Origin of the sequence: Brucella pituitosa, from assembly GCF_003049685.1 — a bacterium.
Lineage (GTDB): Bacteria > Pseudomonadota > Alphaproteobacteria > Rhizobiales > Rhizobiaceae > Brucella > Brucella pituitosa.
On record NZ_PYSY02000002.1, the window covers coordinates 1,133,058 to 1,152,725 of the forward strand.

Below are 19,668 nucleotides of genomic sequence, written 5' to 3' on the forward strand. Positions count from 1 at the left end.
TTGCGCCAGCATTAAAACCGCTGGCGCGGTTCTGCCAAAACGAAGCGAGGGAGGGCCAATGCCAGCCTATATCTTCAAGCGGCTCATCGCGGTCGTTCCCGTACTTTTCGGGCTGTCCATCATCGTTTTTCTGGTGATGGCATCAATTCCCGGCGATACCGCCACAGCGCTGCTCGGCTCTTATGCGACGCCGGAAAATGTCGAGCGTATCAATCGCGATCTCGGCCTCGACAAACCACTGGTCCAGCAATATTTCATCTGGATCGGCAATCTGTTGCAGGGCGATTTCGGCCGCTCCTTCGTGCTCAATCGCCCCGTTCTCGATGAGGTGCTGGAACGCTTTCAGGCCACGCTCATTCTGGCAGGTGTTGCACTCGTACTTTGCTCTATCTTCGGACTTTTCGCAGGTATTGTCTCAGCCGTGCGCCAGTTCGGCTGGGCGGACCGCACGATCACATTCATTGTATTGGCTGGCATTTCGATCCCGTCATTCTGGCTTGGCCTTCTGCTGATTTATCTCTTCGCCGTTCATTGGCGTATCCTTCCGGCATCGGGCATGTATGCGGTCTATGGCGGCGGTGATCTCAAAGACCTGATCTGGCATCTGATCCTGCCTGCGTCGACACTTGCAGTGGTTGCAGCTGGCGTGATTGCCCGGCTGACGCGCGGCGCAATGCTTGAAGTGCTGCGTCAGGATTATATCCGCACCGCGCGCGCCAAAGGGCTCAATGAGCGTCGCGTGATTTACGGCCACGCCTTCCGTGCAGCCCTTGTCAGTGTCATTCCCGTCATCGGCATTCAGGCAGGCTTTGTGCTGGGCGGTGCGGTCTATATCGAGACCGTGTTTCAATGGCCCGGCATCGGCGCCATGCTTGTAAAGGCAATTTCGACCCGCGACATCCTGCTTGTGCAGGGCGGTGTGCTAATCGTAGCAGCCAGCTATGTGCTGTTCAATCTGCTTGCCGATGTCCTTCAGACCATGCTTGATCCGAGGATAAGCACATGAGTGCCGTTTCGGAAACCTACACCCCAGCCGCTCCTGCACGCCTGTCGTCATGGCGTCTGCTGATGAGCAATCGTCTGGCAGCTTTTGGCTTTTTCCTGCTCGCATTGATCTGCGTGCTGATAATACTCGTGCCAATCCTGCCATTACCCAACCCGGATGCGACAGCACCCGCAAACCGGCTACAACCCGTCTTCTCTGCTGGCCATCTGCTTGGCACCGACCAGCTTGGACGCGATATTCTGAGCCGCCTTCTCTGGGGCGCACGCGTCTCGGTCGCGGTTGGCTTTGCAGCCACGCTGATTGCCGCCGTGATCGGCTCGGCTATCGGCATCGTCGCAGGCTATGCAGGTGGGCGCACCGACAACCTTATGATGCGCGGCATCGATATGCTGATGGCCTTCCCCTATATCCTGCTGGCTCTTGCAATCGTGGCCGCGCTCGGACCGGGATTGATGAATGCGCTTTATGCAATTGCCGTGGTCAATATCCCGTTCTTTGCACGTAATGTGCGCGGCACAACACTCGGCCTTGCCAATCGCGAATTTGTGGATGCCGCCCGGCTTTCCGGTAAAGGGCACATTTCAATCCTGCTTACCGAAGTGTTGCCCAATGTGTTGCCGGTTATCGTCATCACCATGTCGACAACGGCAGGCTGGATGATCCTTGAAACGGCAGGCCTCAGCTTTCTGGGTCTTGGCGCGCAGCCGCCACAGGCTGATCTTGGCTCGATGCTCGGCGAAGGCCGCGCGCAGATGTTCACGGCACCGCATGTTTCCATCGTGCCGGGCCTGATGATCTTTCTGATTGTCATCAGCCTCAATGTGCTGGGCGACGGCATCCGCGATGTGCTTGATCCCCGTTTGCGCTCTGGTGCTCTTGCCCGACCCGGCTCGGTAACGGCAATCGCCAAGAACAGAACCACCCCTAAAACCAAGACGCTGGATGCAGCCTTGGCCGTTGAGACACTTGAGACAGGCTTCGTCAACAATGACAGCTACACGCCTGCGGTGAGTAATGTTTCGTTGCATCTCAATCGCGGCGAATGTCTTGGCCTGATTGGTGAAAGCGGCTCAGGCAAAAGCGTGACTGCGCTTTCCATCATGGGGCTGGTCGCCTCCCCGCCCGGCTTGATCCGCAGCGGCGCTATCTATCTGGACGGTAAAGACGTGCTCGACATGACTGAAACCGAACTGACCGCAACGCGCGGCAGCAAGGTCGCCTATGTATTTCAGGACCCGCTGACCACGCTGCACCCGATGTACTCAATCGGCAAACAGGTGGAAGAGGCAATCGCTGCGCATAAGTCGATCAGCGCATCCGAACGCCGGGCAGAAGCCATCGCCTTGCTGGAAAAAGTGGGTATTCCGGATGCAACGGAGCGTGCAGATCATTACCCGCACCAGCTTTCCGGCGGTCAGCGTCAGCGTGTCGGCATCGCCATGGCACTTGCAAATGATCCCGACATCATCATCGCAGATGAGCCGACCACTGCACTTGATGTGACCGTACAGGCGCGCATTCTTGAGCTGTTACGCGATCTCCAGCGCGAACGCGGCATGGCGCTTTTGTTCATCACCCATGACTTCGGCGTCGTTTCCGAAATCTGCGATCGCGTTGCCGTCATGAAAGACGGGGTGATCGTCGAGACCGGGACCACCAGAGAGGTGCTCGCCAATCCGCAACACAGCTATACCAAGCGGCTGATTGCCTGCGTGCCAGAACTTGGCCACGGCAAAGACTTCTATGAGCGCGTGGCAAAGTTGTTCAGCCGCAAACAGACGGAGGCCGCCACATGAGCGAAGCTGCAATCAGTGTCCATAATCTGAGCAAAACCTTCGGCGGCGGGCGCACGTTTTTCGGCAAACAGCGCCATACTGTTGAAGCGGTCAAATCCGTGTCGCTCAACCTCGCACGCGGCGAAACACTGGCCATTGTCGGCGAAAGCGGCTCAGGCAAAAGTACATTGGCACGAATGCTGGTGGGGCTGACAGAGCCGAGCGACGGCACGATGAAAATCGCCGGACAGGATGCCAGCGCACTTCGCCGCTCTGGTCCGCGGGCTTTTGGCAAAGTGATCCAGTATGTGTTTCAGGACCCTGTGGCCTCGCTCAACCCGCGCAAGACCGTCCGGCAGATATTGGAAACACCACTGAAACTGCTTGGTGGGCTTGATCGTAACCAGCGCCAGAAGCGCATGGAAGAACTGCTAAATGCCGTGCAGATGCCAAAGGATACCTTGTTGCGCTATCCGCATGAGTTTTCCGGTGGGCAGGCCCAGCGCATCGCCATTGCCCGCACACTTGCGGCAGATGCCGAAATCATCGTGCTGGATGAGCCGGTGAGCGCGCTTGATGTCTCTGTTCAGGCGCAAGTGCTGCTGCTGCTCGATAAGCTCAAACAGCAGTTCGGCCTGTCCTATCTCTTCATCAGCCATGATCTTGCGGTGGTGGAAGCCATCAGCGACCGCGTCGCCGTCATGTATTATGGGGAAATCGTCGAGGAAGCCACAGCGGAGGCTCTTTTTGCCAAGCCGCAACATGCCTATACACGTCAGCTGATAGACAGCGCACCGCGTATGAAAAGAGAGTAGGCATGGCCCGGAACAGCCGCAGCAAATCGGAATCTGCATCGCTGACCAAATCAAAGCGACGGCCTGAGGTCATTGCGGACCGTATCAAGGACGTTATCCAGACGGATCATCTCAAACCCGGCGACCGGCTGCCGCAAGAAAAAGACCTGATCGACCAGTTCAAAGCCGCCAAGGGCACCGTGCGCGAGGCGATGAAGGCACTGGAAACCCAAGGCTTGCTATTCACGCGTACTGGACCCGGTGGCGGCGTCTTCGTAGCCGAACCATCCGCGCAACATGCAATGGAAATGCTCGGCAATTATTTCTTCTTCGACCAGCCGGGTCTTCAGGAAATCTATTCCATCCGCAAGCTGCTTGAGCCGGAAGTCGCGGCCTCCCTTGCGGGCAAACTGAGCCAGGACGATCTGAAGAAGTTAGACAATACGATGCGGTTTTATGATCGCCCACCGACCAATCTGGACGACCAGTTTCAGCAACGCGTGGCAGAGCTGGACTTTCATACACAGCTCGCGCAACTCTGTCCGAACCGGCTCTTGGGCTTCATGTGCGGCCTCACACATAATCTGCTGCGCAATATGCCGGTCGCCCGCTCAATTTATGCCGATCCGACGCCTGCAACGCGTGAAGAAGGTCTGCTCTTTCAGCATCGGCTTTTAACCGCTTTGATGGAGAATAGAGCCGAAGATGCGCGCAAAATCGCGCTGGAACATATGATTTCTGCCGAAAAATATATGATTTCCAAGGAAAATGAGCTGAAAAAGGCTGCAACCACATAAAAATCAGAAATTTCGGAACCATCCCGGCGCGCATGCATTAGCCAATATGCAGGCCGCCGCCAGAACTCACGCGACGGCCTTGCTTGTTGTGAATGACAATGGAGGTTTCGACCCTTTTTATGTGTGGAATTTGCGGAGAAGTCAGGTTCGATGGCGGTACGCCATCGGTTACGGCAATCTCGAAAATGGCAGATATTCTTGCGCCCAGAGGGCCAGACGCGTCTGGCATTGTTGTGCGTGGTAATGTCGGCTTCGGACACCGGCGGTTGAGAATTCTCGATCTGTCGGAGAAATCCCAGCAGCCCATGATCGACGCCGATCTTGGCATAAGCGTTGTCTTCAACGGCTGTATTTACAATTTCCGCGAATTACGCGCTGAGCTCGAAGCCAAAGGCTACCGCTTCTTTTCCGATGGCGACACCGAAGTCATCATCAAGGCTTGGCACGCCTGGGGCGAGGAATGCGTTTCCCGCTTTTATGGCATGTTCGCTTTTGCCATCCATGAGCGCGATACAGGCAGACTGATTTTTGCCCGCGACCGTTTTGGCATCAAGCCGCTTTATCTGGCAGAGGTTAGTGGCGCGCTGCGTTTTGCCTCGTCTTTGCCTGCGCTGGTAAAGACTGGCGGTGTCGATACATCAATCGACCGCGCGGCATTACATAATTATATGAGCTTTCATGCTGTGGTTCCGCCGCCGCGCACCATTTACAATGGCGTGCGGAAGCTGCCCGCTGCCACCATTCGTGTCTATCAGGCCAATGGCGAGTTTCGTGATCGCATCTATTGGCAGCCGCCGCATAGCCGTCTGGCTAGTGACAGCGTATTGAGCCGTGAAGACTGGCAGGAGCAGCTGCTCGACATGCTGCGCGTTGCCGTCAAACGCCGCATGATCTCCGACGTTCCGGTTGGCGTTCTGCTGTCGGGCGGCGTCGATTCAAGCCTCATCGTCGGTCTTTTGGCAGAAGCCGGCCAGACCGGCCTTATGAGTTTTTCGGTCGGGTTTGAAGAAGCCAATGGCGAAAAGGGCGACGAATTCGTCTATTCCGACCTGATTGCCAAGCATTTCGGCACCGACCATCACAAGATTTTCGTGCCCTCATCCGATCTGATGGATGCACTTCCCGGCACCATTGCCGCCATGTCGGAACCAATGGTTTCCTATGACAATGTCGGCTTTTATCTGCTGTCGAAGGAAGTTTCCAAGCATATCAAGGTCGTGCAATCCGGTCAGGGTGCCGACGAGGTTTTTGCCGGTTACCACTGGTATCCGCCGTTGGTCGATTCCAACGATGTGGTCAGCGATTACGCGAAGGCTTTCTGCGACCGCTCGCATGAAGTGCTCGGAACTCAGCTTGCGCCTGAATGGATGCCGGATCGCGACTATAGCCGCGAACTCATCGAAGAGCATTTATTGCGCGACGGCGCGGATACGCCGGTTGATCGCGCGCTTCGTCTCGACAGCAACATCATGCTGGTCGATGACCCGGTCAAGCGCGTCGATAACATGACCATGGCATGGGGACTGGAAGCTCGCGTACCGTTCCTTGATCATGAACTTGTGGAACTTGCAGCGCGTATGCCGCCGGAGGAAAAGCTGCGCGATGGCGGTAAAGGTATTCTGAAGGATGTGGCGCGCAAGATCGTTCCAAGCGCTGTGATCGACCGCAAGAAGGGTTACTTCCCGGTGCCACAGCTTAAATACATCGCTGGCCCCTATCTCGACATGTTGCGCGATGCGTTGTCATCGCAGAAAGCGCGTGAACGAGGACTATTCCAGCGCGATTATCTTGATCGCCTGTTCGCAAATCCTTCCGAACACATCACACCTCTGCGCGGTTCAGAACTCTGGCAGGCCGGACTTCTGGAAATGTGGCTTCAGACTCAGGAAGCGCAAGTTGGGGAAGCCTGAGGTGGGGAGATCTAGGATGAAAAAGTCAGGTGAGGTTGAAATGACCCGGCAGAAAGCAAGGGGGAAAAACGCTTTCTCGCATAGGCTGACAAGGCTGCGTACACCCGAAAGTGCGGGCTTCTACCAGGACCATCTGCATGGGGGTAATCAGGAAGAAGGTCGCTCCGCCAACCGCAATGTGGTTCTCGATTGCGGTTGGGGGCGGCTGCTTTTCGCGCAAACTTTTGAAAACAATGAAACAATCATCGAAGCATTGCGTGCAGAAGCCCCGGCCAGCCGCGATATCCTGTTCTATGTCAGCGATCCACATGTGCTGCTGTCGCAGGCACCACAGGAAATCTTCCTTGATCCGTCACACACTTTTCGGCTTGAACTTTCCAACTATCGCGCCGGTGGTCGCCGCACACGCGGTATCAGCATTCGCCGTGCGGCATCCGAAATAGACGCAGACGGCATCAATGCCGTCTATGCGGCTTGCGGTATGGTACAACTGCGTGCCGATTTTTTCTCGTCAGAACGCGATAATCGCGCCGTTACTTATTTTGTGGCACAGGATGATGCAACGGGCGAAATTGTTGGCACAGTTACAGGCATCAACCACCAGCGACTGTTCAACGATCCCGATCAGGGCGGCTCGCTCTGGTGCCTAGCCGTTCATCCGCAGGCACGCCAGCCGGGCATTGGCGAAAAACTGGTGCGCAAGCTTGCCGAACATTTTCAGGCACGCGGGCTCAATCACGTCGATCTGTCGGTTCTCTATGACAATGACAATGCGATCAGGCTTTATGAAAAGCTGAAATTCCGCCGCGTTCCGCTTTTTGCAATCAAGCGCAAGAATGCAATCAACGAGAAATTCTTCGCACTTCCAATCAGCTCGGTCGATGCGCTCAACCCTTATGCCCGCATCATCGTCGATGAAGCGTTGCGGCGCGGCGTGCATGTGGACATCACCGATGCCAAGGGTGGCTTCTTTCGTCTGTCTCATGGCGGGAGATCAATCCATTGCCGCGAGAGCCTGTCTGAAATGACATCCGGCGTCGCCATGTCGATCTGTGACGACAAGGCGGTCACGCGACGCACGGTCGCCAAGGCAGGACTTGTCGTGCCTGAACAAATTCCAGCTGACGGCTCAGACGAAACGCTCGGCGCTTTTCTTGAAAAACATGGAAAGCTGGTCGTGAAACCTGCACGCGGGGAACAGGGGCGCGGCATCTCCGTTGGCATTTCAACGATGAAAGACCTGCGGGCAGCGATCAGGCAGGCGCGCGATGTCTGCGATAATGTTCTGCTCGAAGCCTGTTTCGAGGGCGAAGATCTGCGGCTGGTGATTATCGATTACAAGCTGGTTGCAGCCGCCGTGCGCAGACCTCCACGCGTGATTGGCGATGGAAAATCGACCATACGTAAGCTTATCGAAACGCAGTCTCGTCGCCGCCTTGCCGCCACGGGTGGCGAGAGCCGTATTCCGATAGATGCTGAAACCAAGCGTTGTCTTGAGCAGCAAGGTCTGATACTTGATGATGTACTTGCAGACAGACGCGAAATTACCGTTCGTAAAGCGGCTAACCTTCACACCGGCGGCACGATTCACGATGTGACGGCGACCGTGGACAAAACATTGGTAGATGCTGCATGCAAGGCAGCGCGCGCAATTGAAATTCCGGTAGTCGGCATCGATTTCATGGTGAAGTCACCCGAGACACCGGAGTATGTGTTCATTGAAGCCAATGAGCGGCCTGGCTTGGCCAATCATGAACCGCAGCCCACAGCTGCGCGTTTTGTTGAATGTTTGTTTCCGCAATTGGGAACCAACATTCCATAACAAAAGTTTGTTTGTACTGAAAATGCCATTCACAATCCGGTAGCACAAACGTGACATCGGATTGTCGTGGATTTGGTCTATATTGCGACCTTCGCCCAAGATTCATCATTCGTGGAGCAAAATATATGCTGGCAGAAGCCAAAGTAGAACAGCTGGGTATTACGATCGATGTGTATCAGCGAGAAGCACGTCACTGGATTGCATCGGGTGTATTTGATGGAAAGCATATTGTTGTAGAAAATGCGACGCAGGGAACTGCAGTCAGTGCGTGGAGAGACTGCGCCCTGGCACTTTCAAACCAGACGGCCTAATCACTTATCTTCAAATTACTGAGCTAAATTATTGAGCGGCTTCTGTGATGATGGGTATCGCAGGGGGCCTTTTCTCAAGCGTCATAGTCTTGAGATTACCTGAAAAAAGAATGCCGGTGATCGGCAGAACTGGTTCCGCAGGCAGCGCTTCATGATGGGTGCTGTCTTTCGGAACATGCAACTTGTGCTCGGTTCCGTCTTCAGCACCCGACATGACAAGCGACACATTCCCGCGTGCTTCCAAAAGTTTCGCTCCATACAGAAACTCAAAGCTCAGCATTGAAACGAGGAATTTATAGGTTCCATCGCGCACGCCACCCTTCATCATGGCGGCGCGATGCACCTCCCCGCCCATCGCTACATCAAGCGGCGGAATACGCGGATCGCAGACATAGCCAAGCGCCAGCAGCTGCCCGTTATCAACCTCAAAACGCATTCTGTCTGAACCAAGATCGAGCGCCGAGATCGAGAATCGACGATTGCTGTATTGGACCGGCACGCGCCCCAGCCGCTTGCAAAGCTGCTCGCCGCTCAAGGCACGCGCATTGGCGAAATGGTCCGGATCGATGGCGAATGGCAGCGCCTTCGGACGATGCGGAACAGACAAGGCCGGTTCGAGAACATCTGCAATCAAATTCGCAACGAGGGTTGTCGAAACTGGGCGCGCATAATGACCCTGATCGAGATAGAAAGCCGGATTGCTTACGACATCACGGCCATATTGCTGCATCAGCATTCGCGAGACATCGGCTGAGATCGTTCCATACCATTGCGAAATGTAATTGATGCCTGCATCAATCGAGGAAACGGAATTCAGAAATGAGCCATTGCGTGCGCCGAACACGAGCGTTGCAATCCGCAGGTTCGGATTGCGTTCAAGCGCGTAACGAATGATCCCCTCGTAAAACCGTGCCCAATGGCGGAAGGGACGCCGCTCATCCCCATAAACAAAGGCATCATTGATGGCATATTCGATCAGCAACAGTTCACAATCTTCGAGCTGCTCAAACTGCTTGAGCTGATAAAGCCCGAGCGCGCTTGTTGTACCACCGACGGCCAGATCGGCCACGATATCCAGTTCCACGCCGCGTTTTGCCATGGTCGACAGAAGCGTCGGCAGATAGCCGGGCAGCATGACGGTGTTTGAACCACCGATGATTACAGTCTTGAGTTTCATTTCGTCACCGTTGCAGCTTTACCGGCTGGCGTCAGCGAACCGCAACGCCACACACCGTAAGTGCTTGCATCCCAATCAAAATAATAAGCGGCTGCTATCTGGCCGCTGTCCATCATCTGCCGAAAACGGTCGCGTGCCTTCTCGACCAGTTGTTCACGATTATTGTCATTGGCCGGACAGGCTTTTGAGGTATTTGCGAAGCCCCATTCGGTGATCCAGCAAGGCTTGCCATCTGCTCCACCGCAGAAAGAAAGTGCGCTGTTGATATGCTTCGCGCGCACAGCCCGCGTGCCGCTGCTGCCGGGATAGATGTGAATGCCGTAGCCATCAGCAGCGTCATTAAGACCATACTTCTTGAGGAGGTCGGTAAAGACGGCGGGGTCAACAGTGTCTATTCCGCGCCGGTCGGCATCGATGAAGGGGATATCGGACAAGCCCGCAGATACGACCTTTGCCTTGGTGCTGTGCCTGGTTTTCGCCAGCTCCGCCCGGACAATACGCAGAAGTTCGACGTATTTCTCTGCACCCTTTTCGACCAGAGGAAGCTCCTCCATCTCGCTTAAAGAGCGGGCAGTCTTCATCTTTTCCTTGGGCAGAATGGCAAGATCGCCATTATAAGCACCCCAATTGATCTCATTACCGGGTTCAACGGCGACCAGCGGCACCCCCAGTGCATCGATCTTCTGCAAGGCATCGCCTATTGCCTGCTGAAAGCGCTCGGGAGATGTGTCGGAAAGCCGATACATATCCCAGATGCGCCCGCGACCGGAACGAGGCTTCGTTCCTTCGGGATAAAAATCCGCATTGTTGAGCGAAATTTCGAGCAGGATCGCGAGACCTTTTTCATGGGCAAGACGCACGGCATCTATACTCTGATCAACCGGTCGTGTGAGTGACAGCCGAACCGCCACCACACCGTTTTCGACCATCTGATCGAAGATTTTCTCGCGCTCTGCCGGCTTGAGCCAGGCCATGTTGACCCTGTTGACGCCAAAGCGCGTATCCGCAAGGGCACCAATGGGGGCGATGGCAAGCAGGGCAGCGCCAAGCAAGGCTGCGACTGCCTGTTTCCCACTCCCGATGCTCTTGCGCGTTTCCATCATCGGATACCGATATCCTTCAGCGCGCCGTTAAAATTGGCTTCACATTCCGAATAGCGATTGATGGCTGCGGGCACATCGATCTTGGAAAGGAAGTCGCGCAGATAGGCTTTTTTCTGCGGCTCGCGGTTCCAGACGCTCGCATCGATATGCGGAAAGCCGACAAAGCCCAACATTTCGCGCATACGGTCATCGACCGCGATCATCAGCCCCGGAACACCCGATTGCATTCCGATGATCGTGCCGTGGAAGCGGCGGCTCAGACCGAAATCCTGACTGGAAATCCAGCTGCGCCATTTGTGCGTATCAAAGAACACCAGCAGCTCGTTCTTGCGCTGCCATTTTTCCATGTGCTTGTAATCGACCGGTGCCGTGATGCGGCTTGCGGCCTGATCATAGGCTTCGGAATGATCTTCACCCGCCATGTTCATGTTATAGACGATCACCTCGTCCTGAATGACATAGCTTGCAACACTATCTTTTTCGAGCAGCGCGTGGGCGTCGACAATCGTATCTGCAACGCTGCCGAGATAACCGCCAAACGAGATCTTCTGCGCGTCTGCAAGGCTTGGATCGGCAAGGCGGCTCAGCGAGAGCTTCATCTGATCAGGTGCATAGTAAAGCGACGGGCAGCCCGTCGGGCGGACATATTTCATGCCCGCATCTTTCAGGAACTCTTCGGTGAAATGTCCGCGCGTGAGGAAGAAGCTCTCCTTGCGGCGCAGAATTTCAAGGAAACGGCGCGTGCCTTCCGGCAGTTCAGCCTTCAGGTTTTCCTTCTTCTGAATTCCGATGCCCATGACCACAATCGGCATGTTCAGCTTTTCAAAGACGAAGGATTCCGTCGTTGCCGCATAACCGGGCCGCAGAAGGTTGGCTGAGGCAAACAGGCAAAGATCAAAGCTTTCGTTGAGCTTCGCATAGGTGTCGGGTGAATTGAGACTATTGGCCAGATGCCAGAACGGCACATAGGTCACATCATGGCCGCGCACGGCGTTGGCTGCACCCTCACCGATGAGATAATTGCCCGTATTGGCAATCTTCTTGACCTGATCGATCACATCCTTCTTGGTGCGGATGGGCTCGAAATAGGGGCGATGCTTTACGCTCGCCCCGGACACACTTTCGACTGTCCGCATCAAATAGGACGGAATGCCGGTGATCATTATGCGCATGGTGATCCATCTTCGCTGGAGTTAAGGCATGTCTCCCAAAAGTGGGAACCAGTTTTGGGACAAAGACATGCGAACAATAAAAATCTGAAGCCTGCTTCAGACCGGGTTGGATTGGGAGTTATCCAACGCCAATCTCGGAAAGCACGCTTCGGAAATTGCGTTCGCGTGCGGAATATTTTTCGATGACTTCCGGGATATTCATTGCCGCGATATGATCGCTGACGAAGGCCCGGCGATCATTGGCAGCGTTGAGATCGCGCGCATCGATTTTCGGAAGGCCTGAGAAATTCAGCATCTCACGCATACGATCATCAACCGCGACCATCAGGCTTGGAACACCTGCCTGCATCGAGATGATATTGCCGTGGAAGCGACGACCAAACGAGAAGTCCATCGTCGAACACCACGCACGCCATTGATTGGTATCAAAGAAGGCGTGAACACCGATCTTCTTCTTGAGATCACCTGATCCCTTATAAGTGAGTGGACCAACCAGTTCGCCGGTTGTGGAATCGTAAGCGCGGCCGTTTGCGTCCTCTTCGATCTGCATGTCAAAGTGCAGAAGCTCATCCTGAATGACGTAGGCTGAACGCCCGTCGTCAGCACTCAGCGCGTTCATATCGCCAATTGTTTCAAGCTCCGCACCCATATAGCCGGTGAAAACGGTACGGCCCTCGCCCACCTTCACATCCGGCAAACGACTGATGGCCTTGCGCATATTGTCCGGGCGGAAATAAAGCGACGGACAGCCGACCGGACGGACATAGGAAAAGCCCTGATCGCGGAGATATCCGGCTGCATTTTCTCCGCGCGTGAGGAAATAATGCTCGCGGGATTTAAGCACTTCCAAAAGCTTCTTCGTACCAGCAGGCAGGCCGTCTTCACCCTCAATATCAGGGCGGTTCTGGATGCCGATACCGAGCATCACGACGGGCATATCCAGTTTAGACAAGACGAGGGCTTCCGCATCTGCCGACAGGCCCTTACGCAAGAGATTGGCGCAGGTGAAGACGCAGATATCGAATTCCTTGTTGATCTCCTCCATGCCGGTGCCGTTGTTGACGCAATTATACAGGTGCCAGAAGGGAACATGCTTCGCCGATGGCAGAAGGGCTGTCATCGCACCCTCACCGATCAGATAATTGCCGGTATTGCTGATGTTTTTCAGCTCCTGAATAAACTTTTCCTTTGGCTCTGAATTCGGCTGCTTTTCGGAATAGTAAATCTGCGCCTTGTCCGCGCGCTGGATAAAACGCGTCAGATAGCTTGGAATACCGGTGACAAGAATACGTGGGCTCTTGCTCATGAGGCGGCCTTTCTGAATTTCAATTAAGTGCACTTAGGCGACTGCGCGACCCGGGAGGATGGCGACAGAGCGTGCATCATTGGGTGTCTCCGGCTGGGAGGGCCGGGATTGCGGGTAAACCGGGCTGATTTCATTGGCCCAGTCCGTGAATTCGGAAAATGCGGAAGACCATGTGCGATGTGCTGCCGAAGCGAGTGCACCCTCCGCAGTTCGCTTCAAAGCCTCACGGTCCTGCGCAAGGATGGTCAGGATGCGGGTCATATCGGCCACGATCTGCGCATCATTGCCATTGCGTATGAGAATACCGTCGCGACCATGATTGATGAGTTCATCGACAGCACCCACCGCAGTTGCAACCGGCACACAGCCGAGCTGCTGCGCTTCAGCGATCATCAAAGGCGCGCCTTCCCATCGCGACGGCATCAAGAGAACATCAGCCCATGCGAGATGGTTCGCGATGTCTCTGCCGTCGAAAACCGGCGGTGAAACCTTCACACCTGCATCCTTGAGACGTGTCATCCATGAGGCACTTGGATCGTCAGAGAGAATTTCGCCACCGATGGCCTGCGCCTCAAACGGGATGCCTTGTTCTTTCAGCTTCACAATCGCATCATGCAGACGGTCGATACCTTTCTGGCGATCAAGGCGACCCATATAGAGCAGGCGTATCGGCTTACCCTTGCGCTCTTCCTTGCGCGCCGATGTGACTTGCGCACGCAGCTTCGCATCAATGGAGAAGCTCGCACCATTGGGCACCGAAAACACTTTCTCGAACGGCACACCAAAGCTGTGCAGATAGATTTTGAGCTGATCCGAACAGGTCAGAAAAGCGTCATAGGCATGTTCAAAGGCAATCGCCGCATAGGGTTGCCCTGCCTGACGGCGGAAAACCGTCTCATCGACCACATGGAGATAACACGCAGTTCGCGTGCCTTCGGAGCGAAGCTTGCCCATCAGAGGATGCGCTGCCATCACGTGATTGTTCACCACCAGATCAAAGCCTGAAAGCTGGCCGCGCAATATGCCCCAATCAAGCGGATGATCGTCTGTGATAAAATCCTGTCCCAAAAAGCGATTGGTATCGCCCCATGCCGGAATGCCATCTTTCCAGAAATGCAGATAGTCGAAGGACTGGTCGAACTCGTCCAGCACATCCATGCGTTCATTGCCGAGCACGAAGAGGTGGGTTTCAAAACCCTGATTCTTCAATTCGCGACCGGCGGCATAGGCGACCTTCTCGGCACCACCAAACGACGCGTTCGGCACCAGAACAGCTGCTGTCTTTGTCCTTGCCGCATTATGCGCAAGCGGCAGCACCGGCCCGCCGCCAAGTTCGTCGCGTAGCACCTGATACATTTCAGAAAGAGCGGGCAGACGACGCGGACGCCATGTCCAGCGCATGGCTGCACTTTGCTTGAGCGGGCTTGTGGCAATCGACGTCACCAGATTGAGCATCGACTGCTCAGGCCGTGACAAAGCTCTGCGTTGACGCACGCGTGGAAACGGGAACCGCACCTTCATGCGCGCGGATGTCGGCCACAATTGCTGCGTGCCGAGCGAGGCAAACCAGCTCAAAGCATCGTTTTCGATAATCTCGCGCATGAGCCGCGTTGAAACAAAAATCAGATCGGCAGGTGCCTGCCGCGCACCTGATGGCATGATTTCTGTATCGATGCGCCGCTCGTCCTCGACATTGATTAGTTCGACGAAAACGATATTGGCCTCCTCGGCCAGTTTCTCCAGTCGCGATAAAATATTTGGCAGCAATCGCGAGCGCGCCAGAAGCTTCAAGGTCTCCGTGTTCGAGGAGGCCAGAAACGGTGGGAAGTGAAAATTGTCTGGTTCGGAAACACTGCCCCAGAAGGCGCGAATTGCGTCATCAAACTTGAGATCACTCGTACCAAGGCTGAGATCGCTGAAAAGACTGACAGTCCCTTCACCTGCGCGGATCACACCGTAGCGCGGGCATTCCTCGTGCTCAAAGCCCACGAGCGTCGGACGGCGAAACAATGCTTTGTGACGCTTGCGCAGGAAGTTGATTGAGCCTGAGCGGTCGCGATTGGCTTCCTTGAAGCGGCTCTCGGCGCGCAGACGATATTCAAATCCGGTATCGTGGCAAGGTGTCCCGACAAAGCCCGCCTCAATGGCAGAAAGCCAGAATTCCCAATCCTCGAATCCGTTTTGGCGATCATCGTCAAAGCGTACACCGTTTCTGAAAACCTCCGCCGAGATCATCGATCCGGTATCGCAGATATTGTCGGTGATGCAGTGGATCAGGCGCGAATAGCTGTCGCCATAATGCGCACGCCAGTTGACCGAGAAAGTGTCGATATTGGTGTAGACCCAGCCCGCATTCGACGCCAGAAGCTTACGATAAAGCGTATCGATGGTGTGCGGTTGCACCCGATTGTCGGCATCCACGAAATAGACCGCTTTAACATCCGGCATCTCTTCGAGAATATAGTCGACAGCACGATTGCGAGCGCCCCCCGGACCAGCATTCTCTCCGAAGATAACGTGGACATTGGGATGCGCTGCCGCATAAAGCGCGAGGCTATCAAAAACCTCGCGGCGTGGATCTCCATCCACCGAAACCACGATCTGTGTGCGGAATACCGTTTCCGATGCCAGAAGAGTTTCCAGCGCCTCAAGTGCCAGTGCCGCGTGGCCGTAAAGCGGCATTGCGACAACGATCAAATCCCTGGACCTATCGTACATTCGCAACCTCTTTGACTATTGTCTGAACAGGGCGGGCTTCAACATGTTTCACGAGGCGGAAATTGAAGATTTTCAGCCAGGAGAAATCGACAGAATCTCCTGCAGCCTTGCTCAGCACGATCAAATCCATCGTTCGATCAATCGGCTCTTCAAGCATGAAGTTGATATCAATCGGACGGTTGGGTGCCACTTCCGACCAGCCACTGAACAGGACCTGCTGGCGGCGGCGATCAAGATTGGAAATCGCGTCGATTTCCTCTTTCACATCGGAAGCAAGGTTGACCAGCAGCAGCCCCGCCACACAGGGCTGGCCTTCCGGATGATCAATGACTGCACGCGCCGAAATACGCACTGTTCCGGGTGCTACGACCCTGCGGATCGCTGCTGCGGTAATGCCCTCCTCGAGCGGATGGCAACCGATGGCATCTTCATGCTCCAGAAACCGCACAGTCGGAAAATCCGGTGTAAGTGGGGTAACGGATACATTGGCCACATTGCGCAGCAGCTCGATGGGCATGCGATAATCATCGACCTTGCGGCCATTGATGAGCGAGGTCGGCACGATTGCGTTGGGCAATGATGCTGGCCGAACGCCCGGAAGCCCCGTAAAAATACGAAGTGCCAGCGGACGCATATCAAGATCGCCATGCGGGATGCGGGCACGTGCCGCATAGCGTTCATTGGCAATCACATTGCCCAACGAGAGTTCTGGTGGCACACCGCCGGTCGCCGAAATGCGCAGACGCAGGGTACGGTGGCTACCATCGCAAGCCTTAGGCAGCGAGAAGAAATTCCATTCTGAATGTAGCGTGGCATAAGGTACGAGCCATTCGGCAATGCCCTCACCATTTTCAAGATAGTCGAGCGTTACGATCAACTGACCGTTGCGATTGGCGGGCAGATCACGAAAATGCAGTGCAAAGCCGGAGACGGCATAGCTCGAAACCGGGAACAGCTGTTCAATTTCCGATTCGCGCAGCAACTTGGCAAAGCCCTCATCCTTCGGATCAACCAAAGGCGCATGAGAGAAAAGCTCTGTCGAAGAGTCCCAGTTGCGCGCGTGAAATGCATCTTCGATGGCCCGGTAATTCTCGAACATGGTTTCGCGCTCACGCCGCAACATGGCAAGCTCGGTATGAACTTTGCTGACATGGCTGACGAGGCGATCAAGGCTGCTCTCAAGCAATTGCGAAACCAGCAAAGGAACGCTTTCCGGTGATGCCTCATCAACACGTATGACAGGCACCTCAGGAATGGTGCGCATCCGGTAGAGCTGCTGCAAGACGGAACTCAGATCTTTTGCACCTTCATCAGAGGCCGCGACAGCAACAAGGGGAAACGTGTTCGCCATCCGCAGCAACTTGCCGTCATTTTCGACAAAAGTAGTCAATGCGCCAAGAGCAGTCGATTCCAGCGCTTCACGATCACGCATCGAAGCAATGGCATAACGGCGGGCTTTCCGCGCCGAGATCGCAGGAAGTGGTGTGCTCAACATAGTCATCCATTGTGTAAGAGCCAACTTGGGAGGTTCGGCTTCTATGCACAATCAGAAAATACAGACCATGTATTGTCAACAGTAATATAACGAAGACTATATGATAATATTACGAATATTTGGAACTGGTTTAATTCAAAATTTGAAACAATATGAATGCATATTGGATATATGCCATAAACACGCAGAAATACGGGCTTTTATATTATATCATCAGGCCTTGAATGCCCGATTGTCGCCACATACTACTTATCTGCCGTTCAATACTGCATCGATCAAGGTTTTTTGCTGCTGTAAACATTCCGACAACCGAAAGCGTTTTTCGACCGTTCTGCGTGCCGCTGCGCGCATCTGAAGGCAAGCATCAGGATCTCTGAGGACATTCAGAATAGTTTCTGCCAGCACATCCGTATCATAGAAAGGCACAAGCAGACCGTTCTGACCCGACCGGATGACTTCACGCACCGGCGGTGTGTCCGAGCCGATAATGAGTGCCCCACAGGCCATGGCTTCCACCACAGACCACGACAGAACAAACGGATATGTCAGATAAATATGTGCAGTGGATATCTGGTAGAGTTTGCGCAATTGCGCATGGGACACGGTGCCGGGAAACACAATGCGATCAGCTCGATCAGGTGGCAAATCCATCTTGCTCAGCAGATGCTCCCGCCATGAGCCGCCTCCGGGCGGTGGCGTGCCGTAGCTTACGCCATCGCCACCAACGAAAACAAAAATCGCGTCGTCATTTTGCCGGATAACCTTTGCCGCAGCTTCAAGCGCTTGCGGGAATCCTCTGTAGGGTTCGAGATCACGAGCGACGAAGGTGATGACGCGTGAAGAACCTGCCTTCAACGTCCGCCCGTCTGGCAACAGGATTGAAGCATGCTTGTCTGGATAGAACAGCTTTGTATCGACGCCTTCATGCACAACAGCAATCCGGTTTTGAACGGCTTTTGGATAAAGGCTCTTCTGCCAATGTGTCGGGCTGAAACCGCCATCCATACCATCAAGTGTCACCAGCTGAGCCATATTGCGAAGACGCAGCCGCTTGCGCGTTTCGGCATCTGGCCGGTCATCCGGTGCAAAACCGACATCGGCACCGTGAGCACGATAGAAGAACTCGCAATAGCCCAGTGCGGGCGTTGTGGGCAGTACGTCTTTGACGAACATCATACTGCCCCAACCTATGTGACCGATTACAATGTCAGGCGCTTGTCCATGCTGTGCCATGGTTTCAAATGTTTCAGCCACCCGATGCCCGATCCTTGTGTGATGATCGGGCACCTCCAGATATCTGGCCATCGCACCTTTGGTGCGAGGCGCAGATTCTACTCGGTGGCGGATGACGCGGACCGCTGGGAGGCGACGGTCCACTGTCTCGCAAATCAGGCTGACATCATGTCCACTGGTAGCCAGATGCTTGGCCAACGCAGCAAACTGACCAAAACCGCGCCTGTGCACAAAAGCTATACGCATGTCACAAAATGTGTCCGGTTATTGGCCAAAAACCTGCCGCTATGCATCAGATGCCATAACGAGCAGCATTGCCCCACACGAGCTCAAGCCGGTGTAAGGTCTGGTAAGCAATCTCCAGATTTCGGAGATCATCGTCATCACGGGCAAGCACATGGCTGTAGGTTCTGCTCGCATTTCGCAAGCTTGTGCACAGCCGTTCACCCTTGTCCGTCAGGCGAATTCGCGCTGATCGTTTGTCCCTCTGAGAGGCAACACGATCGACATATCCGCCATCCGTAAGTTGTTTAAGATAATAGGAAATGTTGGATCCGACATAATGCCCGCGATCCAGTAGTTCACCCACAGTGAGCTCGACATCACCAATAGCCATCAGAACCAATGTCTGAGCAGGCCCGATATCTTCCACGCCCAACTTGGTAAGCTCCGTTTTCAGAAGGCTTACAAAGCGGCGGTTCACTCGCTCTATCATCCGCGCCAGTTCGAAATGCGTAATTACGACAGTATGGACTGGATGTCTGCGTTCCTGTTTTTCGGCGGTAACTTCAGGAAAGTCAACGGAAGTAAATCCATCAACTGATGTTTCGACTTCCACTCCCTCGTGCAGAAGTTTTTGCATCTCTTGCTCTCCATTTTTCAATTTTACTTCAAATTTTGAAGAAATTTGCAGTTATATTTATTTGTCTCCTTTCGCATTTCCCCGCCGCAAAAACCTTTTTCTGTCACATTCTCTGCAGTATTACTTTACTGAACTTGAGAACTAGACCACACTTTTTAGGGATATCCGCCACCTGTGACCATTACAA

The 19,668-nt window shown here is 54.5% G+C and carries 15 protein-coding genes; 7 read left to right on the forward strand and 8 right to left on the reverse strand.

The annotated features are described in order from the left end of the window. Positions 1 to 58 precede the first annotated feature (58 nt). The 7 genes from C9380_RS17710 to C9380_RS17740 all read left to right on the forward strand — a co-directional run bounded on the left by C9380_RS17710 (position 59) and on the right by C9380_RS17740 (position 8,415). The gene (locus C9380_RS17710; RefSeq protein ID WP_128094161.1) at positions 59 to 1,006 is read left to right on the forward strand and encodes an ABC transporter permease; all 948 of its coding nucleotides are present in this window, start codon (positions 59 to 61) and stop codon (positions 1,004 to 1,006) included. Further along, on the forward strand, positions 1,003 to 2,802 hold the full coding sequence (locus tag C9380_RS17715; protein ID WP_105706508.1) for a dipeptide/oligopeptide/nickel ABC transporter permease/ATP-binding protein: 1,800 nt from the start codon (positions 1,003 to 1,005) through the stop codon (positions 2,800 to 2,802). Before C9380_RS17710 ends, C9380_RS17715 begins: the two co-directional genes overlap by 4 nt. Then, on the forward strand, positions 2,799 to 3,596 hold the full coding sequence (locus C9380_RS17720) for an ATP-binding cassette domain-containing protein (protein WP_105706510.1): 798 nt from the start codon (positions 2,799 to 2,801) through the stop codon (positions 3,594 to 3,596). The genes C9380_RS17715 and C9380_RS17720 overlap by 4 nt, the downstream gene beginning before the upstream one ends. A 2-nt stretch (positions 3,597 to 3,598) precedes the next feature. Then, positions 3,599 to 4,372 (forward strand): FadR/GntR family transcriptional regulator, encoded by a 774-nt coding sequence (locus C9380_RS17725; protein WP_105706512.1) that lies wholly within the window; start codon positions 3,599 to 3,601, stop codon positions 4,370 to 4,372. 119 nt (positions 4,373 to 4,491) lie between these two features. Continuing rightward, complete coding sequence (locus tag C9380_RS17730; RefSeq protein ID WP_128094466.1) at positions 4,492 to 6,282, forward strand: N-acetylglutaminylglutamine amidotransferase; 1,791 nt, start codon at positions 4,492 to 4,494, stop codon at positions 6,280 to 6,282. A gap of 16 nt (positions 6,283 to 6,298) precedes the next feature. Then, positions 6,299 to 8,104 (forward strand): N-acetylglutaminylglutamine synthetase, encoded by a 1,806-nt coding sequence (gene ngg / locus C9380_RS17735; RefSeq protein ID WP_128094162.1) that lies wholly within the window; start codon positions 6,299 to 6,301, stop codon positions 8,102 to 8,104. Positions 8,105 to 8,229: 125 nt separating this feature from the next. Beyond that, positions 8,230 to 8,415, forward strand: coding sequence for a hypothetical protein (locus C9380_RS17740; protein ID WP_024896026.1), 186 nt, complete (start codon positions 8,230 to 8,232; stop codon positions 8,413 to 8,415). Between the two features lie 28 nt (positions 8,416 to 8,443). Here C9380_RS17740 and C9380_RS17745 read toward each other — a convergent pair whose 3' ends face one another. From C9380_RS17745 to C9380_RS17780, 8 genes are all read right to left on the reverse strand, one after another. Next, entirely contained in the window at positions 8,444 to 9,592 is a 1,149-nt protein-coding gene (locus C9380_RS17745) for an SGNH/GDSL hydrolase family protein (protein WP_128094163.1), read from the reverse strand. After that, positions 9,589 to 10,695 (reverse strand): glycoside hydrolase, encoded by a 1,107-nt coding sequence (locus C9380_RS17750; RefSeq protein ID WP_128094164.1) that lies wholly within the window; start codon positions 10,693 to 10,695, stop codon positions 9,589 to 9,591. Before C9380_RS17750 ends, C9380_RS17745 begins: the two co-directional genes overlap by 4 nt. Then, on the reverse strand, positions 10,692 to 11,867 hold the full coding sequence (locus C9380_RS17755; RefSeq protein ID WP_024896029.1) for a polysaccharide pyruvyl transferase family protein: 1,176 nt from the start codon (positions 11,865 to 11,867) through the stop codon (positions 10,692 to 10,694). Before C9380_RS17755 ends, C9380_RS17750 begins: the two co-directional genes overlap by 4 nt. Before the next feature lie 118 nt (positions 11,868 to 11,985). Next, positions 11,986 to 13,173 (reverse strand): polysaccharide pyruvyl transferase family protein, encoded by a 1,188-nt coding sequence (locus C9380_RS17760; RefSeq protein ID WP_128094165.1) that lies wholly within the window; start codon positions 13,171 to 13,173, stop codon positions 11,986 to 11,988. 33 nt (positions 13,174 to 13,206) lie between these two features. Further along, positions 13,207 to 15,891, reverse strand: coding sequence for a glycosyltransferase (locus tag C9380_RS17765; protein ID WP_128094166.1), 2,685 nt, complete (start codon positions 15,889 to 15,891; stop codon positions 13,207 to 13,209). Further along, on the reverse strand, positions 15,881 to 17,386 hold the full coding sequence (locus tag C9380_RS17770; protein ID WP_128094167.1) for a DUF6212 domain-containing protein: 1,506 nt from the start codon (positions 17,384 to 17,386) through the stop codon (positions 15,881 to 15,883). Before C9380_RS17770 ends, C9380_RS17765 begins: the two co-directional genes overlap by 11 nt. 249 nt (positions 17,387 to 17,635) lie before the next feature. After that, positions 17,636 to 18,865 (reverse strand): glycosyltransferase family 4 protein, encoded by a 1,230-nt coding sequence (locus tag C9380_RS17775; protein ID WP_128094168.1) that lies wholly within the window; start codon positions 18,863 to 18,865, stop codon positions 17,636 to 17,638. Positions 18,866 to 18,911: 46 nt separating this feature from the next. Then, complete coding sequence (locus C9380_RS17780) at positions 18,912 to 19,481, reverse strand: MarR family transcriptional regulator (RefSeq protein WP_100557449.1); 570 nt, start codon at positions 19,479 to 19,481, stop codon at positions 18,912 to 18,914. Between the last annotated feature and the right edge of the window lie 187 nt (positions 19,482 to 19,668).